The sequence below is a fragment of the Saccharomonospora azurea NA-128 genome, assembly GCF_000231055.2.
GTDB classification, from domain to species: Bacteria; Actinomycetota; Actinomycetes; order Mycobacteriales; family Pseudonocardiaceae; genus Saccharomonospora; species Saccharomonospora azurea.
Window position 1 is genome coordinate 1445135 of record NZ_CM001466.1, and the last position, 20699, is coordinate 1465833.

At 70.0% G+C, this 20699-nt stretch carries 24 protein-coding genes; 13 read left to right on the forward strand and 11 right to left on the reverse strand.

The annotated features are described in order from the left end of the window. Positions 1-14: 14 nt before the first annotated feature. A complete protein-coding gene (locus SACAZDRAFT_RS06525) occupies positions 15-1226 on the forward strand; it encodes an MFS transporter (protein ID WP_005439891.1) in 1212 nt (403 codons plus the stop codon). On the opposite strand, the gene SACAZDRAFT_RS06530 is transcribed toward SACAZDRAFT_RS06525, so the two are convergent. Continuing rightward, the gene (locus SACAZDRAFT_RS06530) at positions 1199-2002 is read right to left on the reverse strand and encodes a PIG-L family deacetylase (protein ID WP_005439892.1); all 804 of its coding nucleotides are present in this window, start codon (positions 2000-2002) and stop codon (positions 1199-1201) included. The two genes, SACAZDRAFT_RS06525 and SACAZDRAFT_RS06530, sit on opposite strands and share 28 nt — an antisense overlap. Positions 2003-2252: 250 nt before the next feature. Here SACAZDRAFT_RS06530 and SACAZDRAFT_RS06535 point away from each other — a divergent pair, with 250 nt between their 5' ends. Continuing rightward, complete coding sequence (locus SACAZDRAFT_RS06535; RefSeq protein ID WP_005439894.1) at positions 2253-3191, forward strand: excalibur calcium-binding domain-containing protein; 939 nt, start codon at positions 2253-2255, stop codon at positions 3189-3191. 50 nt (positions 3192-3241) lie between these two features. Here the strand turns inward: SACAZDRAFT_RS06535 and SACAZDRAFT_RS06540 are convergent, their stop codons facing one another. Continuing rightward, positions 3242-4036 (reverse strand): tryptophan-rich sensory protein, encoded by a 795-nt coding sequence (locus SACAZDRAFT_RS06540; protein WP_157606939.1) that lies wholly within the window; start codon positions 4034-4036, stop codon positions 3242-3244. 184 nt (positions 4037-4220) lie between these two features. Between SACAZDRAFT_RS06540 and SACAZDRAFT_RS06545 the strand changes: the two genes are divergently transcribed. From SACAZDRAFT_RS06545 to SACAZDRAFT_RS06555, 3 genes are all read left to right on the forward strand, one after another. After that, positions 4221-4427 (forward strand): hypothetical protein, encoded by a 207-nt coding sequence (locus SACAZDRAFT_RS06545; protein ID WP_005439896.1) that lies wholly within the window; start codon positions 4221-4223, stop codon positions 4425-4427. 104 nt (positions 4428-4531) lie between these two features. Beyond that, positions 4532-4867, forward strand: a complete 336-nt coding sequence (locus SACAZDRAFT_RS06550; RefSeq protein ID WP_005439898.1) for a DUF3817 domain-containing protein — start codon at positions 4532-4534, stop codon at positions 4865-4867. A 92-nt stretch (positions 4868-4959) separates the two neighbouring features. Then, the gene (locus SACAZDRAFT_RS06555) at positions 4960-5325 is read left to right on the forward strand and encodes a hypothetical protein (protein ID WP_232286374.1); all 366 of its coding nucleotides are present in this window, start codon (positions 4960-4962) and stop codon (positions 5323-5325) included. A gap of 16 nt (positions 5326-5341) precedes the next feature. Here the strand turns inward: SACAZDRAFT_RS06555 and paaE are convergent, their stop codons facing one another. The 7 genes from paaE to SACAZDRAFT_RS06590 form a co-directional block, all read right to left on the reverse strand. Further along, positions 5342-6430 (reverse strand): 1,2-phenylacetyl-CoA epoxidase subunit PaaE, encoded by a 1089-nt coding sequence (paaE, locus tag SACAZDRAFT_RS06560; RefSeq protein WP_005439902.1) that lies wholly within the window; start codon positions 6428-6430, stop codon positions 5342-5344. A gap of 1 nt (position 6431) precedes the next feature. After that, positions 6432-6932, reverse strand: coding sequence for a 1,2-phenylacetyl-CoA epoxidase subunit PaaD (gene paaD / locus SACAZDRAFT_RS06565; protein WP_005439904.1), 501 nt, complete (start codon positions 6930-6932; stop codon positions 6432-6434). Beyond that, positions 6926-7819: a 1,2-phenylacetyl-CoA epoxidase subunit PaaC gene (gene paaC, locus SACAZDRAFT_RS06570; protein ID WP_005439906.1), complete on the reverse strand. Its 894-nt coding sequence runs from the start codon at positions 7817-7819 to the stop codon at positions 6926-6928. The genes paaD and paaC overlap by 7 nt, the downstream gene beginning before the upstream one ends. A gap of 12 nt (positions 7820-7831) precedes the next feature. Beyond that, on the reverse strand, positions 7832-8116 hold the full coding sequence (paaB, locus tag SACAZDRAFT_RS06575; RefSeq protein WP_005439908.1) for a 1,2-phenylacetyl-CoA epoxidase subunit PaaB: 285 nt from the start codon (positions 8114-8116) through the stop codon (positions 7832-7834). Further along, the gene (gene paaA / locus SACAZDRAFT_RS06580) at positions 8113-9045 is read right to left on the reverse strand and encodes a 1,2-phenylacetyl-CoA epoxidase subunit PaaA (RefSeq protein ID WP_005439910.1); all 933 of its coding nucleotides are present in this window, start codon (positions 9043-9045) and stop codon (positions 8113-8115) included. Before paaA ends, paaB begins: the two co-directional genes overlap by 4 nt. Continuing rightward, on the reverse strand, positions 9042-11105 hold the full coding sequence (gene paaZ, locus SACAZDRAFT_RS06585) for a phenylacetic acid degradation bifunctional protein PaaZ (RefSeq protein WP_005439912.1): 2064 nt from the start codon (positions 11103-11105) through the stop codon (positions 9042-9044). Before paaZ ends, paaA begins: the two co-directional genes overlap by 4 nt. A gap of 86 nt (positions 11106-11191) precedes the next feature. Beyond that, positions 11192-12001, reverse strand: coding sequence for a 3-hydroxyacyl-CoA dehydrogenase family protein (locus tag SACAZDRAFT_RS06590; RefSeq protein ID WP_408638066.1), 810 nt, complete (start codon positions 11999-12001; stop codon positions 11192-11194). A 199-nt stretch (positions 12002-12200) separates the two neighbouring features. On the opposite strand from SACAZDRAFT_RS06590, the gene paaI reads away from it, so the two are divergent. Genes paaI through SACAZDRAFT_RS06605 form a run of 3 tightly spaced genes read left to right on the forward strand, consistent with a single transcriptional unit; the run spans position 12201 to position 14587 of the window. Then, positions 12201-12584, forward strand: coding sequence for a hydroxyphenylacetyl-CoA thioesterase PaaI (paaI, locus tag SACAZDRAFT_RS06595; protein WP_176662460.1), 384 nt, complete (start codon positions 12201-12203; stop codon positions 12582-12584). A gap of 19 nt (positions 12585-12603) precedes the next feature. Further along, positions 12604-13950, forward strand: a complete 1347-nt coding sequence (gene paaK / locus SACAZDRAFT_RS06600) for a phenylacetate--CoA ligase PaaK (protein WP_005439918.1) — start codon at positions 12604-12606, stop codon at positions 13948-13950. Between the two features lie 22 nt (positions 13951-13972). After that, a complete protein-coding gene (locus SACAZDRAFT_RS06605) occupies positions 13973-14587 on the forward strand; it encodes a TetR/AcrR family transcriptional regulator (RefSeq protein ID WP_005439920.1) in 615 nt (204 codons plus the stop codon). A gap of 5 nt (positions 14588-14592) precedes the next feature. Here SACAZDRAFT_RS06605 and SACAZDRAFT_RS06610 read toward each other — a convergent pair whose 3' ends face one another. Further along, positions 14593-15789 (reverse strand): FAD-dependent monooxygenase, encoded by a 1197-nt coding sequence (locus SACAZDRAFT_RS06610; protein ID WP_005439922.1) that lies wholly within the window; start codon positions 15787-15789, stop codon positions 14593-14595. A gap of 73 nt (positions 15790-15862) precedes the next feature. Here SACAZDRAFT_RS06610 and SACAZDRAFT_RS06615 point away from each other — a divergent pair, with 73 nt between their 5' ends. From SACAZDRAFT_RS06615 to SACAZDRAFT_RS22930, 4 genes are all read left to right on the forward strand, one after another. Further along, positions 15863-16420 carry a TetR/AcrR family transcriptional regulator gene (locus SACAZDRAFT_RS06615; RefSeq protein ID WP_005439925.1) on the forward strand — a complete coding sequence of 186 codons (558 nt, stop codon included), beginning with the start codon at positions 15863-15865 and terminating at the stop codon, positions 16418-16420. Positions 16421-16516: 96 nt separating this feature from the next. Beyond that, a complete protein-coding gene (locus tag SACAZDRAFT_RS06620; RefSeq protein WP_005439926.1) occupies positions 16517-17143 on the forward strand; it encodes an HNH endonuclease family protein in 627 nt (208 codons plus the stop codon). Between the two features lie 94 nt (positions 17144-17237). Then, the gene (locus SACAZDRAFT_RS06625; protein ID WP_005439928.1) at positions 17238-17759 is read left to right on the forward strand and encodes a hypothetical protein; all 522 of its coding nucleotides are present in this window, start codon (positions 17238-17240) and stop codon (positions 17757-17759) included. A gap of 223 nt (positions 17760-17982) precedes the next feature. Further along, complete coding sequence (locus tag SACAZDRAFT_RS22930) at positions 17983-19386, forward strand: hypothetical protein (protein ID WP_005439929.1); 1404 nt, start codon at positions 17983-17985, stop codon at positions 19384-19386. An 87-nt stretch (positions 19387-19473) separates the two neighbouring features. On the opposite strand, the gene SACAZDRAFT_RS06635 is transcribed toward SACAZDRAFT_RS22930, so the two are convergent. Then, positions 19474-20097, reverse strand: a complete 624-nt coding sequence (locus tag SACAZDRAFT_RS06635; RefSeq protein WP_232286375.1) for a TetR/AcrR family transcriptional regulator — start codon at positions 20095-20097, stop codon at positions 19474-19476. A gap of 44 nt (positions 20098-20141) precedes the next feature. Between SACAZDRAFT_RS06635 and SACAZDRAFT_RS06640 the strand changes: the two genes are divergently transcribed. Further along, complete coding sequence (locus SACAZDRAFT_RS06640; RefSeq protein WP_005439931.1) at positions 20142-20678, forward strand: GNAT family N-acetyltransferase; 537 nt, start codon at positions 20142-20144, stop codon at positions 20676-20678. Positions 20679-20699: the final 21 nt, after the last annotated feature.

Below are 20699 nucleotides of genomic sequence, written 5' to 3' on the forward strand. Positions count from 1 at the left end.
AACATAGGAGAAACGTGCGCGCCCGACACCCGGCCTGGTTGCCGACCCTGTTCGTGGGCATGCTCGCCCTCGGTACCGACGAGTTCGTGATCGCGGGCATACTGCCGGCGGTGGCGGACGACCTCCGGGTCTCACCCGGCACGGCAGGACAGTTGGTGACCGCGTTCGGCCTCGCGTTCGCCGTGGGCGCACCGGTTCTCGCGGTGATCACCGACCGCGTCGACCGCAAGACCCTTCTCGTCGCGGGCCTGGGCGTGTTCGCGCTGGCCAACGCGGCCGTGGCGATCAGCGACGACTTCACGATCACCCTGGTGCTGCGGGTCGTGGCGGGACTCGCGGCCGCCGTCGTCTCACCGACCTGTCTGGCCATCGCGGGCACCGCCGCTCCGGAGGGGCGCAGTGGCCGCTACCTCGCGATCGTCACCGCCGGGCTCACGGTCGCCCTGTTCACCGGTGTGCCGTTCGGCGCGTTCGTCGGCACGGTGACCTCGTGGCGCGTGACGTTCGCCCTCATCGCCGCCGTCGCCGTGATCGTCGGCGTGCTCGCCTCCCTGATGGCTCCCACGGTCCCCGGAGGGACGGTCACCGGCCTGCGCTCTCGCCTGGCCCCGCTTCGCGATCCCCGGGTGCTGTCGCTGGTCACCGCCATGTTCCTGTCCGGCGCGGGAGGCCTCGCCTTCTACAACTACCTCGGAGCGATCCTCACCGACCGAGTCGCGGCCACGGCGAACACCGTCACCGTGGTCCTGGTCGTCGTCGGCGTGGTGGGCGTGGCCGCGGTCGTCCTCGGCGGGTTCCTCAGCGACCGACTGGCCCCCCGATGGGCCACCGGAGCCGTCCTGGGCGGACACTGCCTCGCCCTGGGGCTCGTCGCGCTCCACCTGTCGGGAACGCAAACGTTGGGGGCGGCGACGTTCCTCCTCATCGGAGCATGGTCGCTGTTCGCCTGGGGGCTGAGTCCGGTCATGCAGGCGGCCGTCCTGCGTGCGGCACCGGCACAGCCGATGCTCGCCATGGCACTCGGCATCAGCGGGCTGTACGGGGGCAGCGCGGTCGGCGCCGCCGTCGGCGGCCGGCTCTTCGACCAGCACGGCTCGGCCACCGTCCCCGCCGTCGGGACCGGGTTCCTCCTCGTCGCCGTGCTGTGCGCGGCCTGGGGAACGCGTCCGAGCCCTTCCGGCGGCGGGCGAGCCGCGAGCTACCCGGCCACGTCCTCGCGCCAGTAGTCCTTGGCGCCCCAGCGATCCCATTCCGGATCGGCCTCCGGCGGCGTCGAACCCATCACCCTCCCGACCAGGTCGACGTAGCCGTCGTAGTAGAGCCGACGCTTGTTCGCCAACGCCGTCCCGGACAGGTTCGGCGCCCGGTTGGCGGTGTCGTAGGACACCCACCACGCGCGGTTGTAACCGTCCTCGGCCGCGAACTCGGCCACCGCGTCGGCGGTGGCGTAGTGGTCCGGATGGTCGCCGGGGTTGAGACTCCGGTCGGGGTCGGGGCAGTTGAGCCACGGATGCGCGTTGGTGGCGCCGTCACGTTCCCGCGCGAGGATCTCCCGGAGCGTGTCGACCACGTCGGCCCACGAGGAGTAGTGCTCCGACGGCAGACCCCGCGTGGGCACGCTGTCGAGGCCGTCGACGTCACCGTCACGCAACCGGGACAGGCTCTGGTGCCCGGTCGCCGGGAACCCGCCGCCGTCGACGTTGCCGTCGGGCAGGCGCAGGAAGTAGCTCGTCCACACGCCGGCGCCGTAGCGCAGGAGCTCATGCCCGTTCACCGACACGGTGTCCGGCTCGAAGTCTTCGTCCGTGGCCACGCGGAACGCGTCCACGAAGCCGTGCTCACGAGCCCACCACCAGTCGTCGACCCGGCCCGCGTCCCCGGCGGTGGTCACGACGTTGACGACCTTCACGTCGGGCCAGTGCAGGTCGCCGTGCAGCATCTCCCCCTTGAAGAGCAACACGTCGTCCGGATGCCCGCTCACGTAGTACACGACGTGCGGCATGACCCTCACCCCTCACTCGGCCGCGGCGACCTCCCACCCCATCGGCAGGGCGCCCGGAAGGCTGGACGGAACGCGGACGAGCACTACCTGAACAGCCCAACCATCCCCGCCCGGACGGTCCATGCCGTGCCGGGATCGAGCACCCCGATACCCACGATCGGGTGAACCCGGACGGCAGTCGCGTCACGCACGCCGCGGCGGAGCTTCGGGTCGGTGACACCTGTTCACCCCGTTCGGATCGAGGTACTCGATGATCGATTTCCTACTCGTGATCGTGCTGATCGGCGTGCCCGTCGCGCTGTTCGTCAAACGCCGTTGGATCGCGCAGCTCGCCGACCGGAAAGTCTTCCTCGCGGTCGTCGGGGTCGCGTGGGTCCTGGTGATCGGGGTCCTCGCCAGGGCAGCCGATACGGACGCGATGCAGAACCTGGCGCAGGACGGTGGCAGTGATGCGAAGGCCGACGCGGACACCGGCGACTCCCCTGCCGCCGGAAGCGGTTCCGGCGCGGGCGACGGCGTGGGCGTGCACCGAGTCCTGAGTGGGGACACCCTGATCCTGGCCGACGCCCGTCGAGTACGCGTGCTCGGTATCGACGCGCCCGACCGGGGCGAGCCGTGCTTCGCGGAATCACGGGACGAGTTGAAACGGCTGATCGGCTCCGCGCCCGTCACGCTGACCGCCGACCCGAGCCGACCCGACATCGACCCCTCTGGATACCTGCTGCGCTACGTCGAGGAGACCCACTTCGTCGACGGTGACGTGTCGGTGCAACAGGCGCGCGCCGGGATGGCGCACTACGACGCGGGGGAGAGCCGGCTCGAACAGGCCACGGACATCCGCGAAGCGGAGGCCCGGGCGTCCGAGCGCGAGATCGGCATCTGGGCCGACCCGCCCTGCGGTGCGGAGTCGTCGGACACGGAGACATCCTCCCCGACGACCGAACCCGAACCGGAGCCGAACCCCGAGCCGAAGCCCCAACCGAAACCCGCCCCCAAGCCCGACCCGGATCCTGAACCAGCTCCGCGTCCGGCGCCGGACCCGAGCGAGGGCGACGACTCCGGTGGCGGCGTCGCCTACTACCCGAACTGCGATGCCGCCCGCGCGGCCGGAGCGGCACCGCTCTATGCGGGTGAACCGGGCTACTCCCGCAAACTCGACCGGGACGGCGACGGCGTCGCCTGCGAGTGACGCACCCTTCCCTGGCTGCGGCGTGGGGGTCGAGGACCGAGCACGCCGCCTCACCCCCACGCGAATCGCGCGCGGTCGTCCGCGCGCCACAGCGAGCGGGTGGCCGTGAGAACCACCGTCAGCGCTCCCGCGACGGCCACCACGGCCACCAGCCACGACGCGGTGGCGACCGCGATCCAGGCGAAAGCCCACGCGACCGCGGCGACGTAGCCCGCGGCCGGGCGCACGCGCAGCGCCGTCAGCACCGCCACCCAGGTGGTGCCCGCCAGGGCTGCCGTGCCGAGAGCGACGGCCACGGGCGAGGCCGGTGTAAAACCGAGCGCCACCCCGGTGCTCGCCGCACCGGCCACGGTCGCCACGGTGACCCAGCCCGTGTAGATGCCGACGGGTGTGTGCAGGAACAACCGGTCGGCCCACCCCGTGGCCGGATGGTCCCGCAACCGCACCAGCGCCGCGTAGAGCACCAGCAACAACGCGATGATCACGACCTGCGCGACCACCGTCCACCGCTGGGTGAAGACCACGATCCACAGCGCGTTCAGGACACCGGCGGCGGCCAGCCACCACCCGACGCGCCGGTGCACGTCCCGGCGCCGCTGTCGGGGCAGCGCGGCACGGACCGCCAGCACGAGACTCAGTACGTAGATGAGGCTCCAGATCGAGAACGCCGCCCCACCGGGCTGGACCAGCGTGGGATAGGAGTTCGCGACCGTTCCCACCGATTCGCCCAGAGCACCGCTACCGCCCAGCGCTCCGGCCACCGTCTGCAGAACCACGGCGAGGAGCAGGGCCGCAGTGCGCACCGCGTCGTGCCCGCGCGTCGTGGTGTGCTCAGGCCGGCTCATCGCCGCACCCGCCCCCGGCATCGACCTCGGCCCGGGTACCGTTTCCGAACGCGTCCGTGCCTCACCGTGCTTCCTCCCCGCCTCTCCCCGAGCGCGGGGATGCCCGTGCTCGGGTCGTCTCAAACGGATCATGGCCTTCGGCCGGGCCCCTCCGGGCCGATCTCGCCCCACACCACGCGCGGCGATGGAGCCGTTCGACATCGACATGTCGGATCCCGCGACCTACCGGAACGACTGGGGCGGGCCGAGCCTCTTCGGTGTTCTGTTGGTGCACATGGGGCCTGGTGCGGTGTGTCTCGTGCTGTTCGTGGTCCTCGCCGTTCGGCGACGCAAGCGAGCCGGGGCGACCATCGAACCGCGACCACGGCGTGACGACGACCAGGCGCGGTGAGCCGGGAGACGCTGGAACGTGCCTGACACGGGATACCCGCGCGTGACCCACGGGTCGGTTACTTCACAATGGGGACCATTCCCCCGACGAAGGGAGCGCCTCCGGTGCTCAGTACCCCGACCGGCCGTTTTCGTCTCCTCGCACTGGCCGAGGCCCTGTCGTGGACCGGCCTGCTGATCGGCATGTTCTTCAAGTACGTCGTCGTCGGCAACGACATCGGCGTGAAGATCTTCGGTCCGATCCACGGCGCCGTCTTCGTCGCCTACGTCCTGGTGTGCTTCTGGGTCCGCACACCGCTGCGCTGGGATGCGCGCACCACGATCCTCGCGCTGGTGGGCAGCATCCCGCCGTTCGGCTCGGTCGTGTTCGAGCGGTGGGCGCTGCGGACGGGTCGCCTCGACACCGCAGCCGACGCCGAAGCACCAGCCGACGTCGCCTGAGTCGGCGGGCCCGCGACACGCGACAGCCGGCGGGGTGGCAGGTTCCGGCCAACGGTCCTGCCCCACCGGCCGCGTCTCCGTACGATCGGCGGGTGAGCGAATCCGCGAAGCGTCACCACCGAATGCTGCTCTCGCTGCTTCCCGCGCTCGCCCTGACAGCGTGCGGAGGCGGGTTGCCCGACGCCGCCGACGGCACGGACCTGTCCGCGTGCTCCGACGGCGCCTGCGAAGTCCGGGTCACGACGGGGGACACGTTCGACCACCCGGAGCTCGGGGCCGTCGAGGTCGTCGTGCGCGACGACACCATCGAGGTCTCCGCGGGATCGCGGGACGGCGAGGGCAACGGGTGGAACGTCTCCGGTGCCGGGACGGAGGGCCACAGCCTGAACCTCAACGGGCAGGTCTTCGCGGTTGTGGCAGTCGACGGCGACCAGGGCGTCCTGCGGGTCGGCGAGTGACGCCCGCCCGATCCGCTCAGGCGTCGTAGTCGACGACCAGGGTCTCGGACACGGGCAGCGACTGGCAGGTGAGCACGAAGCCGTCCTCCACCTCGGACTCCTCCAGCGCGAAGTTGCGGCGCATGTCCGCCTTCCCGTCGGTGACCTTGGCCCGGCACGTCCCGCACACCCCGCCCTTGCAGGCGAAGGGCAGGTCCGGACGAACCCGCTGCGCGCCCTCCAGCAGGGAGACGTCACGGGACAACGCCACCGTCGTCGACCGCCCGTCGAGCACCACGGTCACGTCACTGGTGAGTCCCGCGACGGCCGGGTCCTCGTGCCGTACGGGAGCGGGTGGCGTGTCCTCGACGAAGAACAGCTCCTGGTGGACTCGGTCGGCGGGCACCCCGGCGTCGAGCAGGTGCTGCCGCACGGTGGTCACGAGCTCGAACGGCCCGCACAGCCACCAGTGGTCGGTCGCCGCGATGTCTCCCAGCACCGGTCGCAACGCGGCGAGCTTGTCGGGGCCGAGCCGTCCCGTGAAGAGGTCCGCCTCCCTCGGCTCGCGCGAGAGCACGTGCACGAGTTCGAACCGGTCGAGGTAGCGGTCCTTGAGGTCGGACAGCTCGTCGGCGAACATCACCGTGTCGGTGCGCCGGTTGCCGTACAACAGCGTCACCGTGGACGCCGGATCGTGCAGCACGGTCGCCGCGATCGACAGCATCGGCGTGATGCCCGAGCCCGCTGCGATCAACACGTGGTGTCCGGGAGTCGTCGGATCGGGGCTGAAGCTTCCCGTGGGTGTGCCGACCTCGATCTCGTCGCCGGGACGGACGTGCCGGACGAGCCAGGTGGAGAACAGGCCGTCGGGCACCTCGCGCACGCCGATGCGCAGGGACGAGCCCTCCGCCGCACAGATCGAGTACGAGCGCCGCTCGTCGCGCCCGTCGATCGTGCGCCGCAGCGTCAGCGACTGGCCCGCCCGGAACGCGAAGTCCTCGGCCACGGCGTCGGGCACGTCGAAGGTGATGGCCGCCGCGTCGTCGCACAGCCTCGTGACGTCGGAGACGGTGAGGGTGTGGAACTGCCCGCGCAGCCGGGGCGTCGTGCTTGCGGTCGACGTCAACTCAGATCTCCTTGACGTGTTCGAACGGTTCGTGGCAGGTGCGGCACCGACGCAGCGCCTTGCACGCGGTGGCGCTGAAGCGCGACACCTCGGCGGTGTCGGTCGACCCGCATTGCGGGCAGCGCACGCGGGACACGGGCGGCGTGAGGGTGAGCGGGATCGGCCCCGACCGCCGGGGCACGGAACCGGGCGGCGCGATCCCGGCCTCGGCGAGCTTGCGGCGCCCCTCCTGGGTGATCCAGTCCGACGACCACGCCGGGTGCAGCACGGTGCGCACCTCGACGTCGGTGAAGCCCGCCTCGGTCAGCGCGTGCACGAGGTCGTCGCGCATGGTGTCCATGGCGGGGCAGCCGGTGTAGGTCGGCGTGATCGACACGACCACCCGGCCGCCGTCCTCCCACACCTCTCGCAGGACCCCGAGGTCGGCCAGCGTGAGCATCGGCAGCTCGGGGTCGGTCACCGTCTCCGCCACCGCGCGGGCGGTGCGCGTCGCGGTCACCATGTCGCGTCCGGGTGGGTTCGGGCGACGCTCTGCAACTCCGCCAGCAGGTAGCCGAACGCCTCGGTGTGCACGCCGTGCCGACCGGCGTGGCCCGAGACCCCCGGCAGTCCCGCGACCTCGGGCGCGTCGAGCGTCGCGGCGTGCAGCACCTGCGCCAGCACGTCGTCGAACTCCGCCCGCGCCTGCGCCGGGTCGACCCCGACATCGGCGTCGGCGAGGCGGCGTTCGGCGTCGTGGGCGGTGAACAGCTCGTCGACGTACGGCCACACGGCCGCCAGTCCCTCCCGCATCCGCTCGTGGGAGACGTCCGTGCCGTCGCCGAGTCGCACGGCCCACTGGGCCGCGTAGTCGCGGTGGTAGGTCAGTTCCTTGACCGCTTTCGCCGCCACGGCCGCGAGTACCGGATCGCGCGACGTGCACAGCCGCTGGAACACCGCGAGCCGCCAGGTGGAGAACACGAGCAGCCGGGCGATCAGCTCGCCGAAGTCACCGCGGGGCAGCTCGGCCAGTCGCACGTTGCGGAACTCGTGCTCCGGCCGGAAGAACGCGAGCTCGTCCTCACCGCGTCCGCGTCCCGTCGCGGTCTCCTCCGCCGCCCCGGCCCGGGTGAGCAGCAAACGCGCCTGGCCGAGCAGGTCCAGCGCGATGTTGGCGATCGCGACCTCGTCCTCCAGCTCGGGTGCGTTGGTGCACCACTCCTGCAGCCGGTGCGAGAGAATCAGCGCGTCGTCTCCGAGCATGAGGCAGTACTCGGCGAGTTCCGCCGCGTCCACGTCGGACGGCACCGTGGTGTCCACACCGGACAGCGGGTCGGTGAAACCGGTGCCGAAGGCCCACCGCGCGTCGCTGGACTCCGTGATGGCCTCGTAGGCGTTGTCGAAGGACATGTGCTCACCCCCTCACATGTGGGGAACGTCGTCGGGGATGTCGTAGAACGTCGGGTGCCGGTACACCTTGTCGGCCGACGGCGCGAAGAACGGGTCCTTCTCGTCGGGGCTGGAGGCGGTGATGTCGGCGGCCCTGACCACCCAGATGCTCACACCCTCGTTGCGCCGCGTGTAGAGGTCGCGGGCGTTGTGCAGGGCCATCTCGGCGTCGGCCGCACGCAACGATCCGACGTGCACGTGATTGAGGCCGCGCTTGCCGCGCACGAACACCTCGTACAGATCCCACTCGCCGCTCATGCCGCCACCGTCCTTTCCGCCCGCTTCGCCGCGTGCGCCGCGGCGGCCTCGCGCACCCACGCGCCGTTCTCGTGCGCGGCGCGGCGCTGGGCCACCCGCTGCGCGTTGCACGGGCCGTTGCCCGAGACGACCTGCTTGAACTCCGCCCAGTCGATGTCGCCGAAGTCGTAGTGGCCGCGTTCGGCGTTCCACCGCAGGTCCGGGTCGGGCAGCGTGACGCCCAGCGCCTCGGCCTGCGGCACGGTCATGTCGACGAACTTCTGCCGCAGCTCGTCGTTGGTGTGGCGCTTGATCTTCCACGCCATCGACCGTTCGGTGTGCGACGACTCGGCGTCGGGCGGGCCGAACATCATCAGCGACGGCCACCACCAGCGGTCGGTGGCGTCCTGCACCATGTCCCGCTGCGCCTGCGTGCCCTTCATCATGGTCATCAGCAGCTCGAAGCCCTGCCGTTGGTGGAAGGACTCCTCCTTGCAGATGCGGATCATGGCGCGGGCGTAGGGACCGTAGCTGCTGCGGCACAGCGGCACCTGGTTGCAGATCGCCGCGCCGTCCACCAGCCAGCCGATCACGCCGACGTCGGCGAAGGTCAACGTCGGGTAGTTGAAGATCGACGAGTACTTCTGGCGGCCCGACACGAGCTTCTCCGTCAGCTCGGTGCGGTCGGCGCCCAGCGTCTCGGCCGCGGAGTAGAGGTAGAGCCCGTGTCCGGCCTCGTCCTGCACCTTCGCGAGCAGGATCGCCTTGCGGCGCAACGACGGCGCCCGGGTGATCCAGTTGCCCTCCGGCTGCATCCCGATGATCTCCGAGTGCGCGTGCTGCGCGATCATGCGGACGAGCGTGGCCCGATAGGCGTCGGGCACCCAGTCCCTCGGCTCGATGCGCTGATCCCGCTGCAGGGTGCGCTCGAAATGCTCCTCCAGGTTCACCGCGCCGCCTCCTTCGCGACCAGCGTGAGCACGTCGTACTTGGCCACGGAGTCGCCGGCGGCGTTGGTGACGTCGGCGTCCCACCGCACCTCGCCGTAGTCGGCGTTCTCCCGGGGTGTGATCTGCTTGCACGTCAAGGTCACCGTGAGTTCGTCACCCGGCTTGACCGGCGTGAGGAAGCGCAGGTTCTCCAGGCCGTAGTTCGCGAGCACCGGGCCCGGCTCGGGCGAGACGAACAGGCCCGCCGCGAACGACACGACGAGGTAGCCGTGCGCGACGATGCCGCCGAACAGCGGGTTGGCCGCGGCCGCCGCCTCGTCGGTGTGGGCGTAGAAGGTGTCGCCGGTGAACTCGGCGAAGTGGGCGACGTCGGAGTCGGTCACGATCCGGGGACCGGCCACCACCGAGTCGCCGATGCGGAGTTCGGCCAGCGACTTGCGGAACGGGTGCACGCCCTCCGAACGCGGCGCACCCGGCACCCAGCTGTTGCCCACCGCGGTGAGCACCTTGGGGCTGGCCTGCACGGCCGTGCGCTGCATGTGGTGCAGCACCGCGCGGATGCCGCCCAGCTCCTCGCCGCCACCGGCGCGGCCGGGGCCGCCGTGCACCAGCATCGGCAGCGGCGAGCCGTGCCCGGTGGACTCCTTGGCGTCGTCGGCGTCGAGCACCAGCATCCGGCCGTGCCACGGCGCGGCGCCGAGCACGACGTCGCGCGCGAACTCCGCGTCGCCGGTGACCACCGACCCGACGAGACTGCCCTGCCCGCGTGCCGCGAGCTCCACCACCTGCTCGGCGGAGGTGTACGGGAGCAGCGTCGACACGGGGCCGAACGCCTCGACCTCGTGCGGCTCGGCCCGCTGCGGGTCGTCGGCCCGCAGCAGCACCGGAGACAGGAACGCCCCACGCTCCGCGTCGGCACCGACGACCTCGACGTGGTCGGGATCGCCGAACACGATGCGCCCCGCGTCGCTCAGTGCCTTCAGCGAACGGCGCACCTCCTCACGCTGCTCCAGGCTCGCGAGCGCGCCCATGCGCACGTCGGGGTTCGAGGGGTCGCCGACGCTGATGCGCGCCAGGCGCTCGCACACCGCTTCCTGCACGTCGTCGAGCAGTTCGGCCGGGACGAAGGCGCGGCGGATGGCGGTGCACTTCTGCCCCGCCTTCACGGTCATCTCCGTGACGAGCTGCTTGACGTAGAGGTCGAACTCGGCCGTGCCCGGCGTGGCGTCGGGCCCGAGGATCGAGCAGTTGAGCGAGTCGGCCTCGGCGTTGAACCGCACGGCGTTGCGCACGACGGCCGGGTGCGCGCGCAGCCGCCGAGCCGTGGCCGCCGAACCGGTGAACGACACCAGATCCTGCTCGGTCACGTGGTCCAGCAGGTCGCCCGCACTGCCGCACACGAGCTGGAGCGACCCCTCGGGCAACAGCTCCGAGGCGAGCATCAGCTCGACGAGCTTCTCGGTGAGATAGGCCGTCTGGCTCGCGGGCTTGACGAGACTCGGCACTCCGGCGAGGAACGCGGGTGCGAACTTCTCCAACGGACCCCACACGGGGAAGTTGAAGGCGTTGATCTGCACGGCGACCCCGCGCAGCGGCGTGGCGATGTGCCGTCCCACGAACGTGCCGGCCTTGCCCAACGGCTCTACCGCGCCGTCGAGGTACACGGTGTCGTTGGGCAGTTCGCGCCTGCCCTTGCTGGAGTAGGAGAACAGCACGCCGATGCCGCCGTCGACGTCGAACATCGAGTCGCCCCGGGTGGCGCCGGTCCTCGCCGACAGCGCGTACAGCTCGTCGCGGTGCTCGCGCAGATGGGAGGCCAGCGCCTTCAGCAGAGCGGCGCGCTGGTGGAAGGTCAGTTCGCGCAGCGCCGGGCCACCCACCCGCCGGCCGTACTCCAGCGCCCCGCCCATGTCGATGCCCGTCGAGGAGACGCGCGCGACCTCCTCACCCGTCACCGCGTCGTGCAGGGGCGTTCCCTCGTCGGCGGCGGTGCGCCACTCGCCACCGACGTAGCTGCGCAACAGCCGCGTCGACATCGGTGGCGTCGCGTGCCTGCTCATCGAGCCTCCTCGAATTACCTACCGAACGTTCAGAAAGTGATGGTAGCGCCAAGCCCTCGCTCAGGGAAGGAGCCGCGACGCCCGAATCAGCTCCAGTCGTGGAAGCCCCGACCGCTCTTGCGCCCGAGCTCCCCCGCCGCGACCTTGTCGCGCAGCAGCTGCGGCGGAGCGAACCGCTCGCCCAGCGTGGAGTGCAGGTACTCGGCGATCGCGAGCCGCACGTCGAGCCCGACCAGGTCGGTGGACCGCAACGGACCCATCGGGTGCCGGTACCCGAGCTCCATCGCGTTGTCGATCGCCTCGGCGTCGGCCACGCCCTCCTCCAGCATCCGGATGGCCTCCAGTCCCAGCAGCACGCCGAGCCGGCTCGTCGCGAAGCCCGGCGAGTCGTGCACGACGACGTCCGTCTTGCCCAGAGCGCGCACCCACGCGCGCGCCGTGTCCACGACCGACTCGCGCGTCGCCGGGGCCGTCACCACCTCGACGAGACTCGACGCGGGCACCGGATTGAAGAAGTGCAGCCCGAGGAACCGACCCGGATCGCGCAACGCCGCGCCGAGCTCCGCAATGGACAGAGAGCTGGTGTTGCTGGCCAGGACCGTGCGCTCGGAGACCACCGCCTCCACCCGGGTGAGCACGTCGACCTTCGACTCCGCCCGCTCGGGAACCGCCTCGACCACGAGGCCCACCTCCGACGGCAGCCGCCCGAGTTCGGCCACCACGGCCACGCGGTCGAGCACCGCGGACGGCTCCTCGGACAACTTCCCGCGGTCGGCCGCCTTGGCGACCCCGGCGGCGACCCGCTCCCGAGCGGCGGCGACGGCGGTGTCGTCGCTTTCGACGACCCACACCTCCGCGCCGCGGGCAGCGAACACCTGCGCTATCCCGGCACCCATCCGACCGCCGCCGATCACTCCGACAGACCCGGGCAGCGCCGCCGCCTTCTCTGCATCCACCGTGTCCTCCGACCCTTGACACTCGTTCCCGCGCTGGCTTTACTGAGGCAACCTATTTACCGTCCATTCGGTCAGTTAGCAAGGCGGTGGGCCTCTCGTGGCAGAACCGAAAGCCGAGATCACGGACGCGACGCAAGCCATGCTCGACTCCGACGTCGCCTCGACCGCACTCGGCATCGCCGTCGACCGAGCCCGCGACGGCCATGCGGTCGCCCGGATGCGGATCACCGAGCAGATGGTCAACGGACACGACATCGCCCACGGCGGTTACGTGTTCCTCCTCGCCGACACCGCGTTCGCGTGCGCGTGCAACAGCTACGGGCCGGTGACGGTCGCGGCGGGAGCCGACATCACCTTCGTGGCCAGTGCCCGGCTCGGTGACGAACTGGTGGCCACCGCCGAGGAACGCACCCGCTACGGCCGCAACGGCATCTACGACGTCACCGTCCACCGCGAGACAGCCGAAGGGCGCGATGTGATCGCCGAGTTCCGGGGACGCAGCCGCACGATCGGCTCGAACTGACGACACGGAGGAAACCCGCATGACCACCACGCACATCGACGTGCCCCGGGTCCGGCGGCTGGGCCGCGCACCGGCGACGGAGACGCTCTCCCCCGCCGAGCGGATGGGAACCGACGAACTGCGCGCCCTCCAGTTGGAACGTCTTCAGTGGACACTCCAGCACGCGTATCTCAACGTGCCCTTCTACCGCAGGAAGTTCGACGAGGCCGGGGTCCATCCCGACGACTGCCGCGAGCTCGCCGACCTCGCGAAGTTCCCGTTCACCACCAAACAGGACCTGCGGGAGAACTACCCCTACGGCATGTTCGCCGTGCCGCGCGACCGCGTGCGGCGCATCCACGCCTCCAGCGGCACCACGGGCACCCCGACCGTCGTCGGCTACACCGAGGACGACCTCGACGTGTGGGCGAACACGGTGGCCCGCTCGATCCGCGCCGCGGGAGGCCGCCCCGGCGACACCATCCACGTCGCCTACGGCTACGGGCTGTTCACCGGCGGGCTCGGCGCGCACTACGGCGCGGAGCAGCTCGGCTGCACGGTCGTCCCCGCCTCCGGCGGCATGACCGCCCGCCAGGTGCAGCTGATCACCGACCTGAAGCCCGAGATCATCATGGTCACGCCGTCGTACATGCTCACCCTGCTCGACGAGTTCGAACGACAGGGCATCGACCCGCGCACCACCTCGCTGCGCGTCGGCATCTTCGGCGCCGAACCGTGGACCGAGCAGATGCGCCGCGAGATCGAGGACCGGCTGAACCTCGACGCCGTCGACATCTACGGCCTGTCCGAGGTGATGGGCCCCGGCGTCGCGCAGGAGTGCGTCGAGACCAAGGACGGCCTGCACGTCTGGGAGGACCACTTCTATCCCGAGATCGTCGACCCGCTCGACGACGTCGTGCTGTCCGACGGCGACACCGGGGAACTCGTGTTCACCTCGCTCACCAAGCAGGCCATGCCCGTGATCCGGTACCGCACCCGCGACCTCACCGCGTTGCGCCCCGGCACCGCGCGCCCGGCGTTCCGCCGCATGGACAAGGTCACCGGCCGCAGCGACGACATGATCATTCTCAGGGGCGTCAACGTCTTCCCCACCCAGATCGAGGAGATCGTGCTCGCGACCGAGGGTCTCGCCCCGCACTTCCAGCTCCGGCTGACCCGCAAGGACCGGATGGACCACCTCACCGTGGTCGTGGAGGCCGACGTCCACACGCCCACGGACCGCCGTGGCGTGGCGGCGGCCGAGATCGCCGCGCGGGTGAAGGACGGCGTGGGCGTCAGCGTCGGCGTGGAGATCGTCGACCCCGAGACACTCGAACGTTCCGTGGGCAAGCTCAAGCGCGTCGTCGACCAACGGCCGACCACCTGAACGGGCGGAGGATAATGGCGACATGACCACACCGCCGAAGAGGCCCGCCCGGCGGGGCAGGCCGGGATACGACCTCGAGTCACTACTCGCGGTGGCGGTCGAGCTGTTCAACGAGCGTGGCTACGACGGCACGAGCATGGAGGACCTCTCCCGCAAGCTCGGCATCACGAAGTCCGCCATCTACCACCACGTGCGGAGCAAGGACGAGCTTCTCCGGCTCGCGGTCAACCGCGGGCTGGACGGCCTGTTCGCCGAGGTGGCCAGGCTCGACGACGTCGAGGGCCGCGCCATCCACAAGCTCGAACACCTGGTCCGGGCCAGTGTGGTGGTGCTCGTCGACCAACTACCGTTCGTGACGCTGCTGCTGCGGGTGCGCGGCAACAGCAAGGTCGAACGGGACGCCCTCGCCCGCCGCCGCGAGTTCGACCAGATCGTCAGCGATCTCGTCAGCAAGGCCGCCGCCGACGGCGACCTGCGCCCCGACGTGGATCCGGCCACCTCGGCCCGCCTGCTGTTCGGCATGGTGAACTCGCTGGTCGAGTGGTACCGCCCACGCGGCGGCGTGAGCGCGGAGGCACTGGCCGACATCGTCGCCACCGTCGCGTTCGACGGGCTGCGCGTGCGCGCGTCCGACTGAGGCCGTCAGTCGGGGAGCCGGAACGCCGACAACGCGTGGCTCACCCCACGGGAGAGCAGTCGGCGATGTGCCCAGCCGGGCAGCCGGGGCAGCAGTCGCAGAGCCGCCGTGTTGGCCGCGCGATGCAACCGCGACGACGGAATGCCGTTGCGCAGGGCTCTCGGCGCGGCCCCCCTGCACGCACGGACGTAGTCGCGAATCTGCGACTGGTAGGCAGCGAACGCGACCGTGTGATCGCCCTTCGCCTCGGCCAGGGCTCGCGCCAGCACATACGCCGAGACGACGGCGAGCGTCGTGCCTCCTCCGACTGCCGGCCCTGGCGCGAAACCCGCATCGCCGACGAGACCGACGCGCCCGCGTGACCACGTGTCGAGGCGGACCTGACTGACGGAGTCGAAGTAGAAGTCGTCGGCGTGCTCCATCGCGTCGAGGAGGTCGGGAATCACCCATCCCTCGCCCGCGTAGGACTCGCGCACGAACCGCTGCTGCGTCAGCACGTCGTGATGATCCTGCGGCCCCGGCCCGGATCGGCGGAAGACCAGCACCGCCCGCGCCTGTCCCGTCTGCCGCACCGGGTACACCGCCGCCACGCGGTCGATTCCGTTGTAGACGGTCGTTCGATCGGCGAGGGCGAGGTGTCGCGGCACGGAGAACACCGCGAGGTATCCGCCGAGATGACGCATGATGCCGTCGGCGTCGCCGAAGGTGAGCCGCCGGACAGCCGAGTGCAGTCCGTCCGCACCGAGCACGAGATCGAACCGCTCGGTGGTCCCGCTGTCGAACCCGACCTCCACGCCACCGGAGCTCTCCCGCATCGAGCGGATCGCGTCGCCGAAGCGGTGCTCGACGTCGTCACGAACAGCGTCGTGCAGCAGCGTCACGAGCTCCCCTCGCAGGATCTCCACGTGTCTGTCGTCGGCGAACTCCGGCGTCAGGTCGTCGAACGCGATCTCCACCGTCGACTTGCCGGGCCGCACGAGCGCCAGCGCGTCGAGCTCGGTCCGCGCCTGGCGCACCGGCGCCTCCAAGCCCATACGAGCGACGACCTCCAGAGCGGGAGCGAACAGGTCCACGGCATGGCCGCCCAGAACGACGCGGGGAGCGGTGGTGCGCTCCACGACCACGGGACAGAGCCCGTGCCGATGTAACCAGTACGCCAGGACCGACCCCGCGATCCCGGCACCCGAGACGAGGATGCGCACGATGCCCCTTCGTTTACTTACCGGAAGGTAAGCGAGTTTACCTACCGGTCGGTCAAAGCGCTAGGGTGTCGTCGTGCCCCGACCGAGAACCAGCGAGACTCGCGAACGCATCCGAGCCGCAGCGCTGGAGTTGTTCACGCGCCACGGCATCCGGCAGACCAGCCTGCGGCAGATCGCCGAGCACCTCGGCCTGACCAAGCCCGCGCTCTACTACCACTTCGCCTCGCGTGACGACCTCGTCGTCAGTCTGGTCCAGCCCCTCGTCGACGACGTCGAATCGCTGCTCGCCGACGACGAGCAGACCGCGCCTTCGACGCCACGCGAGCTTCTGGGGCGGTACTTCGACATCTCTTATCGGCACCGCACCGTGACGGCGCTGCTGCTGCGCGACCTCGGGGCGCTGAGCGAGCTGGGCATCGTGGACCGCATCCTCGGCTGGCGCTTCCGTCTGGTGGAGCTGCTCGCCGGTCGCGACGCCAGCGTCGCCGACCGGGCTCGCGCGCTCGTCGCGCTGGGCGGACTCGGTGACTGCCTGGTGCTGCTCGGCGACACACCGGTGGAGACGCTGCGACCCGCCGCCCTCGACGCGGCCTGTTCCGCGCTCGGTCCCCTCGCGGACCGACAACCCTGACGCCGCAGCGTCGATTCCCTACTCCCGTCGGTTCCGCAACCGACACCGGCCACCCATGATCGAGGCGCCCGGGACCCGGCCGAAAGGAGTACGCCCGTGCGTCGTCTCGCCGCGGCGGTCGCCGGCGCGACCGTCCTCGCCAGCGCACTGCTCACCGCCCCGCCCGCCGCCGCCTACCCGCCCACGCCACCCGACGAGTCCACCGCCCGCGCGAACCTGGCTCAGCTCACCGTGGCGCCGGACGGCTCCATGGACGGCTACGACCGGGAGAAGTTCCCGCACTGGTCGCCGCAGGACGGCAACTGCAACACCCGCGAGACCGTGCTCGTGCGCGACGGCTCGGACGTCGTCGTCGACAACGCGTGCGAGCCGACGTCCGGCAGCTGGTACAGCGTCTACGACGGGGTCTGGGTCGGCGACGACTCCGACGTGCACATCGACCACGTCGTCCCGCTCGCCGAGGCGTGGCGCACCGGCGCCCGCGACTGGAGCGAGAGCAGGCGTGAGGCGTTCGCCAACGACCTCGGCTCGCAGCAGCTCATCGCGGTCTCCGGATCCAGCAACACGTCCAAGGGCGACAAGGCGCCGGAGGACTGGAAACCCGAGAACACCGGCTACTGGTGCATGTACGCGCGTTCGTGGATCAACGTCAAGCACACCTACGACCTCACGGTGTCCGACGCCGAGGTGACCGCGCTGGAGGAGATGCTCGACGCCTGCTGAGCCGATCTCGCTCAGGACGCCCCACGAACGGCGGTGGCTTCCTAGAATGCCGGGGACGTGCCGGAATCGGCACGCCCGGCTTCTGGGGAGGAACGTGGACTTCCACAAGTCGAGACTCCTGACCTGGGTCTCGCTGGCCATGATCGTGGTCGGCGCCGTCGGATCCGTGTTGTTCGTCGGCTGGTTGCTGGGCGAGGGCGGACGCCGCACGAGCGTGGTGTTGATCGTCTGCCCGTTCATCCTGCTCATCGGCCTGCTCGGGTTGGTGACCACGGTGGTGCCGCTGAGGTTCCGCGTCGACGACTACGGCATCCGAGTGCGCAACCGGCGGGAGCGGGTCGACCTGCCGGGCACGGTGCCGTGGCAGGCATTCGAGGCGATCACGCTCGAACACAAGCCGGACGAACAGGACAAGGACCCCTACGTCGTGGTCTGGCCCCGAGACCCGATCCCCGGACTGCCGCAGGATCGCGCGATCCGCCGCGGCCACGCCGCCGGTTTCCCCGTGGTGCAGGTCGGCGACCTCGTCGAATCCGCCGACCACGTGGCGCAGGCCCTCCGCCACTACGCCGGACCACTGTTCCGGGACGAACGGCGACCGGTCCCGAACGGATAGCGGGTCGGCTAGCCGCTGCGTGCGGGCACTGTCAACGGGAACTGGCGAAGGTCCTCCGTCAAGATCAGCCGACTCACCCACCTCGACCAGGCACCGCAACAACTACGCCTGGAGTCGACACACAGCGTCAACGGACACCTCATGTCATCGACCCGCACGGACGATGACGCCTCACTCCTCCCGCTCCACCATCGAATTGTCACAGTGGAGAGGAAGGTCTGGCTTGACGGTCGACACAGTGTTCGAAAATCTCCAAGAGAGAGCGTTCGTCTCGATCGACTCAACCCCAAAGCTGGCACGCAAAGTCCAAGTCAAAGCCCAAAAGATCGACGAGAAGAACAAAAAAGAAGGCCGAGACCCCCAATGGCGTCCGGCGCATTTGAAGACCATCTCCAGAGAAATCCGCCAAGGCGGCATCCACCTCACTCCGTGGGATGCCATCAGGATCCTGAGCCGATCCTCGGTCCTCGCGGGCCATGGATCGTCGCGCGCGCTGTCCCAGCATTGGAGCAGCCTGAGATTCCTCACCGCGCTACAGAAGAATTATTACGGCCACATGGAACTGTCCGACGACGGAAGAAACCCGAAATTCCACCGCAAGTCGGTGCAGGCTGACGATCTCGGCGTGGCCTTCGGCCTGCAGGCAGCCCTCAAAGTTGCGAGTGATCTACATCCCGGCCACCAATTCACCTTCGTGAATGCGGAAGCGGCTTTGGAGGCCGGGTGGACACTTCGCGGCAGAACCACGCGTGAGCGACATCGAACGAGACTGCATCCCAGCCATTTCCTCATCGGCGTGCGAAAGAATGAGCCGCTTCAAATGTTGGCTGTTAACGTGAAAGGTTCGCACACCGGCCTGAGCACTGAGCTGAACCAGCTGGTGAAGGGCTCGGAAGTAGTCCACTCGGTAGCCACTGGCCCCAGGGAAGCACCCACCACTATCCCTGGCCTGTTCACCGCCAGCGCACTCGCTGGCAAGAGCGGCATCGAAGTTCGTGCCCTGAGCCCCGGAGGGACGAGTACCACACCCTTCCCCCTGGACTTGGACCGTCGAGGGCCGGTCGATGAGAAGCACTACATGGGTGGGATCACGGAACATGTGGACGGGCAGGCGAAACCCAGACCTGGCTTCCACATTCCGCTGGAGGATAGCGACTGGTTCTCGCGAGCCCTCGTCAACACTGCACTCGCCAGCCTGCTCGCCTTCGCAGGAGACCTCGTGTCCGCCCGGAACTTCCTTACCAAGCGGCAAAGAAAAAGACTCGGCGATGGCGCCGAGTCGTCGAACTACGCGACTAGCGTGCGATGCGACACGACGTTGTGCATCGGAGACATCGAGTTCTCGGGTACCGACCACGTGTTCAGGTTGCACCGGAAGCGGATTGAGGTGTTTTCGGCGATCCCCACGATGTTGCACGAGCGCCTCGCCAAGGGCGACGTCGCGGGGTACTTCGCTCTTCTCCCCGGCGTTCAAGAACAGTGGGATGCGCGACGCGAGCGAGCACAACGTGACTGGCACGGCGTTCTCACCATGGACAACTATGGGGCTCTGATGGGCCTGAGGCGGATGGGTGAGGGCAAGCGCTTCGACGACGACCCGGAGACGTGTCAGCGTTCACCGGCATAAGCGGTACGGGAAACTCGACGTTCGCCGCCTTCTAGCAGGCGCACTGAAGCTCACTGGACCCCGCACGGCTGACCCGCCCAGACGGCGTCACCGTGCGGGCGTGCCCAGCAACGCCTGCACTCCCTGCCGGACGACGGCGGACCAGTCTCCGGCGGAGTCGGCGACCGCGCCGGCCAGGTGCGGGACGTCGGACAGCTCGACGTCGTCGTATCCGGCAGCGTCCCGGTGGCGCGCGTTGTGGTGGGCGACGGCGTGGCCCGCGACCATGGCGGTGATCGCGTAGGCCCGTCCGAGCACGTCCGCAGGCGAGACCCCGGCCGCGCTCACGAGCCGGCACAGCACGTCGGCGAGGGTCAGGTAGGCGGGCCCGAGCGGTGTGCGTTCCAGAACGAACGACGCCGCCCAGGGATGCCTCGTGAGGTGGTCGAACCAGGCGACCGCGACCTCGGCGGCGCCCTTCTCGGCTGCGGAGAGCAGACCGCCCAACTCGCGCCCCAACGCCCGGTCGAGCGCGAGATCGCACAGATCGTCGCGACCCCGCACGTGGCCGTACAGGCTGGACGGCACGACGTCGAGCACGTCGGCGACGCGGCGCATCGACAGCGCCTGCTCCCCTTCCCCGTCGAGCACGTCGACGGCGGCGTCGGCGAGTTTCGCGGGCGTGAGCGTCCGCCTGCGCATCGGCCCTCGCGGCTGTCTCCAGTAGGACATGCCAGTATCGTAGCTAACCGAACGACGTTCACTTAGGAGCTGGTGTGAACTTCCACGACGTCCTTCCCGTCCGCCACGACGGCGTCACCCTGCGGCCCCTCGCCGACATCGACGCCGAGGCCTACGCCGAGGGCACCCGCGATGCCGCCGTGCGGCGCTACGCCCACCTGCCGCTGCCCGAGTACACGCCCGACACCGTGCGCGAGCTCGCCCGCTCGGACGTCCGGCGAGGACTGGACGACGGAACCCTGGCCGTGCTGAGCATCGTCGAGGACACCCACGACACCTTCCTCGGCAGCCTCGTGCTCTTCGACATCGCCGAGGATCAGGCGGAGGTCGGTTTCTGGCTCGCCCCACACGCGCGCGGTCGCGGCGTCGCCCACCGCGCCCTCGCCGCGTCGGCCGCACTCGCCAGGGCACTCGGACTGTCCACACTCACCGCGCGCACCGATCCCACGAACACGTCGTCGCGCCGTACGCTCACCGCCGCCGGATTCGCGCCGGACGGGCCACCGCGGCACAGCACGACCCCGTCGGGAACCTCGATGAGCACGCAGTACTACCGGCTGCCCCTCCGGTGAACCAGGGGCACGCCGAAAAGG

Bases quoted from the DNA above. Each gene is read 5' to 3' on its own strand.
- SACAZDRAFT_RS06530 (WP_005439892.1), bottom strand. From the start codon at position 2,002: ATGCCGCACGTCGTGTACTACGTGAGCGGGCATCCGGACGACGTGTTG.
- SACAZDRAFT_RS06535 (WP_005439894.1), top strand. From the start codon at position 2,253: ATGATCGATTTCCTACTCGTGATCGTGCTGATCGGCGTGCCCGTCGCG.
- SACAZDRAFT_RS06540 (WP_157606939.1), bottom strand. From the start codon at position 4,036: ATGAGCCGGCCTGAGCACACCACGACGCGCGGGCACGACGCGGTGCGC.
- SACAZDRAFT_RS06545 (WP_005439896.1), top strand. From the start codon at position 4,221: ATGGAGCCGTTCGACATCGACATGTCGGATCCCGCGACCTACCGGAAC.
- paaD (WP_005439904.1), bottom strand. From the start codon at position 6,932: ATGGTGACCGCGACGCGCACCGCCCGCGCGGTGGCGGAGACGGTGACC.
- paaC (WP_005439906.1), bottom strand. From the start codon at position 7,819: ATGTCCTTCGACAACGCCTACGAGGCCATCACGGAGTCCAGCGACGCG.
- paaB (WP_005439908.1), bottom strand. From the start codon at position 8,116: ATGAGCGGCGAGTGGGATCTGTACGAGGTGTTCGTGCGCGGCAAGCGC.
- paaZ (WP_005439912.1), bottom strand. From the start codon at position 11,105: ATGAGCAGGCACGCGACGCCACCGATGTCGACGCGGCTGTTGCGCAGC.
- SACAZDRAFT_RS06590 (WP_408638066.1), bottom strand. From the start codon at position 12,001: ATGGGTGCCGGGATAGCGCAGGTGTTCGCTGCCCGCGGCGCGGAGGTG.
- paaI (WP_176662460.1), top strand. From the start codon at position 12,201: ATGCTCGACTCCGACGTCGCCTCGACCGCACTCGGCATCGCCGTCGAC.
- paaK (WP_005439918.1), top strand. From the start codon at position 12,604: ATGACCACCACGCACATCGACGTGCCCCGGGTCCGGCGGCTGGGCCGC.
- SACAZDRAFT_RS06605 (WP_005439920.1), top strand. From the start codon at position 13,973: ATGACCACACCGCCGAAGAGGCCCGCCCGGCGGGGCAGGCCGGGATAC.
- SACAZDRAFT_RS06635 (WP_232286375.1), bottom strand. From the start codon at position 20,097: ATGTCCTACTGGAGACAGCCGCGAGGGCCGATGCGCAGGCGGACGCTC.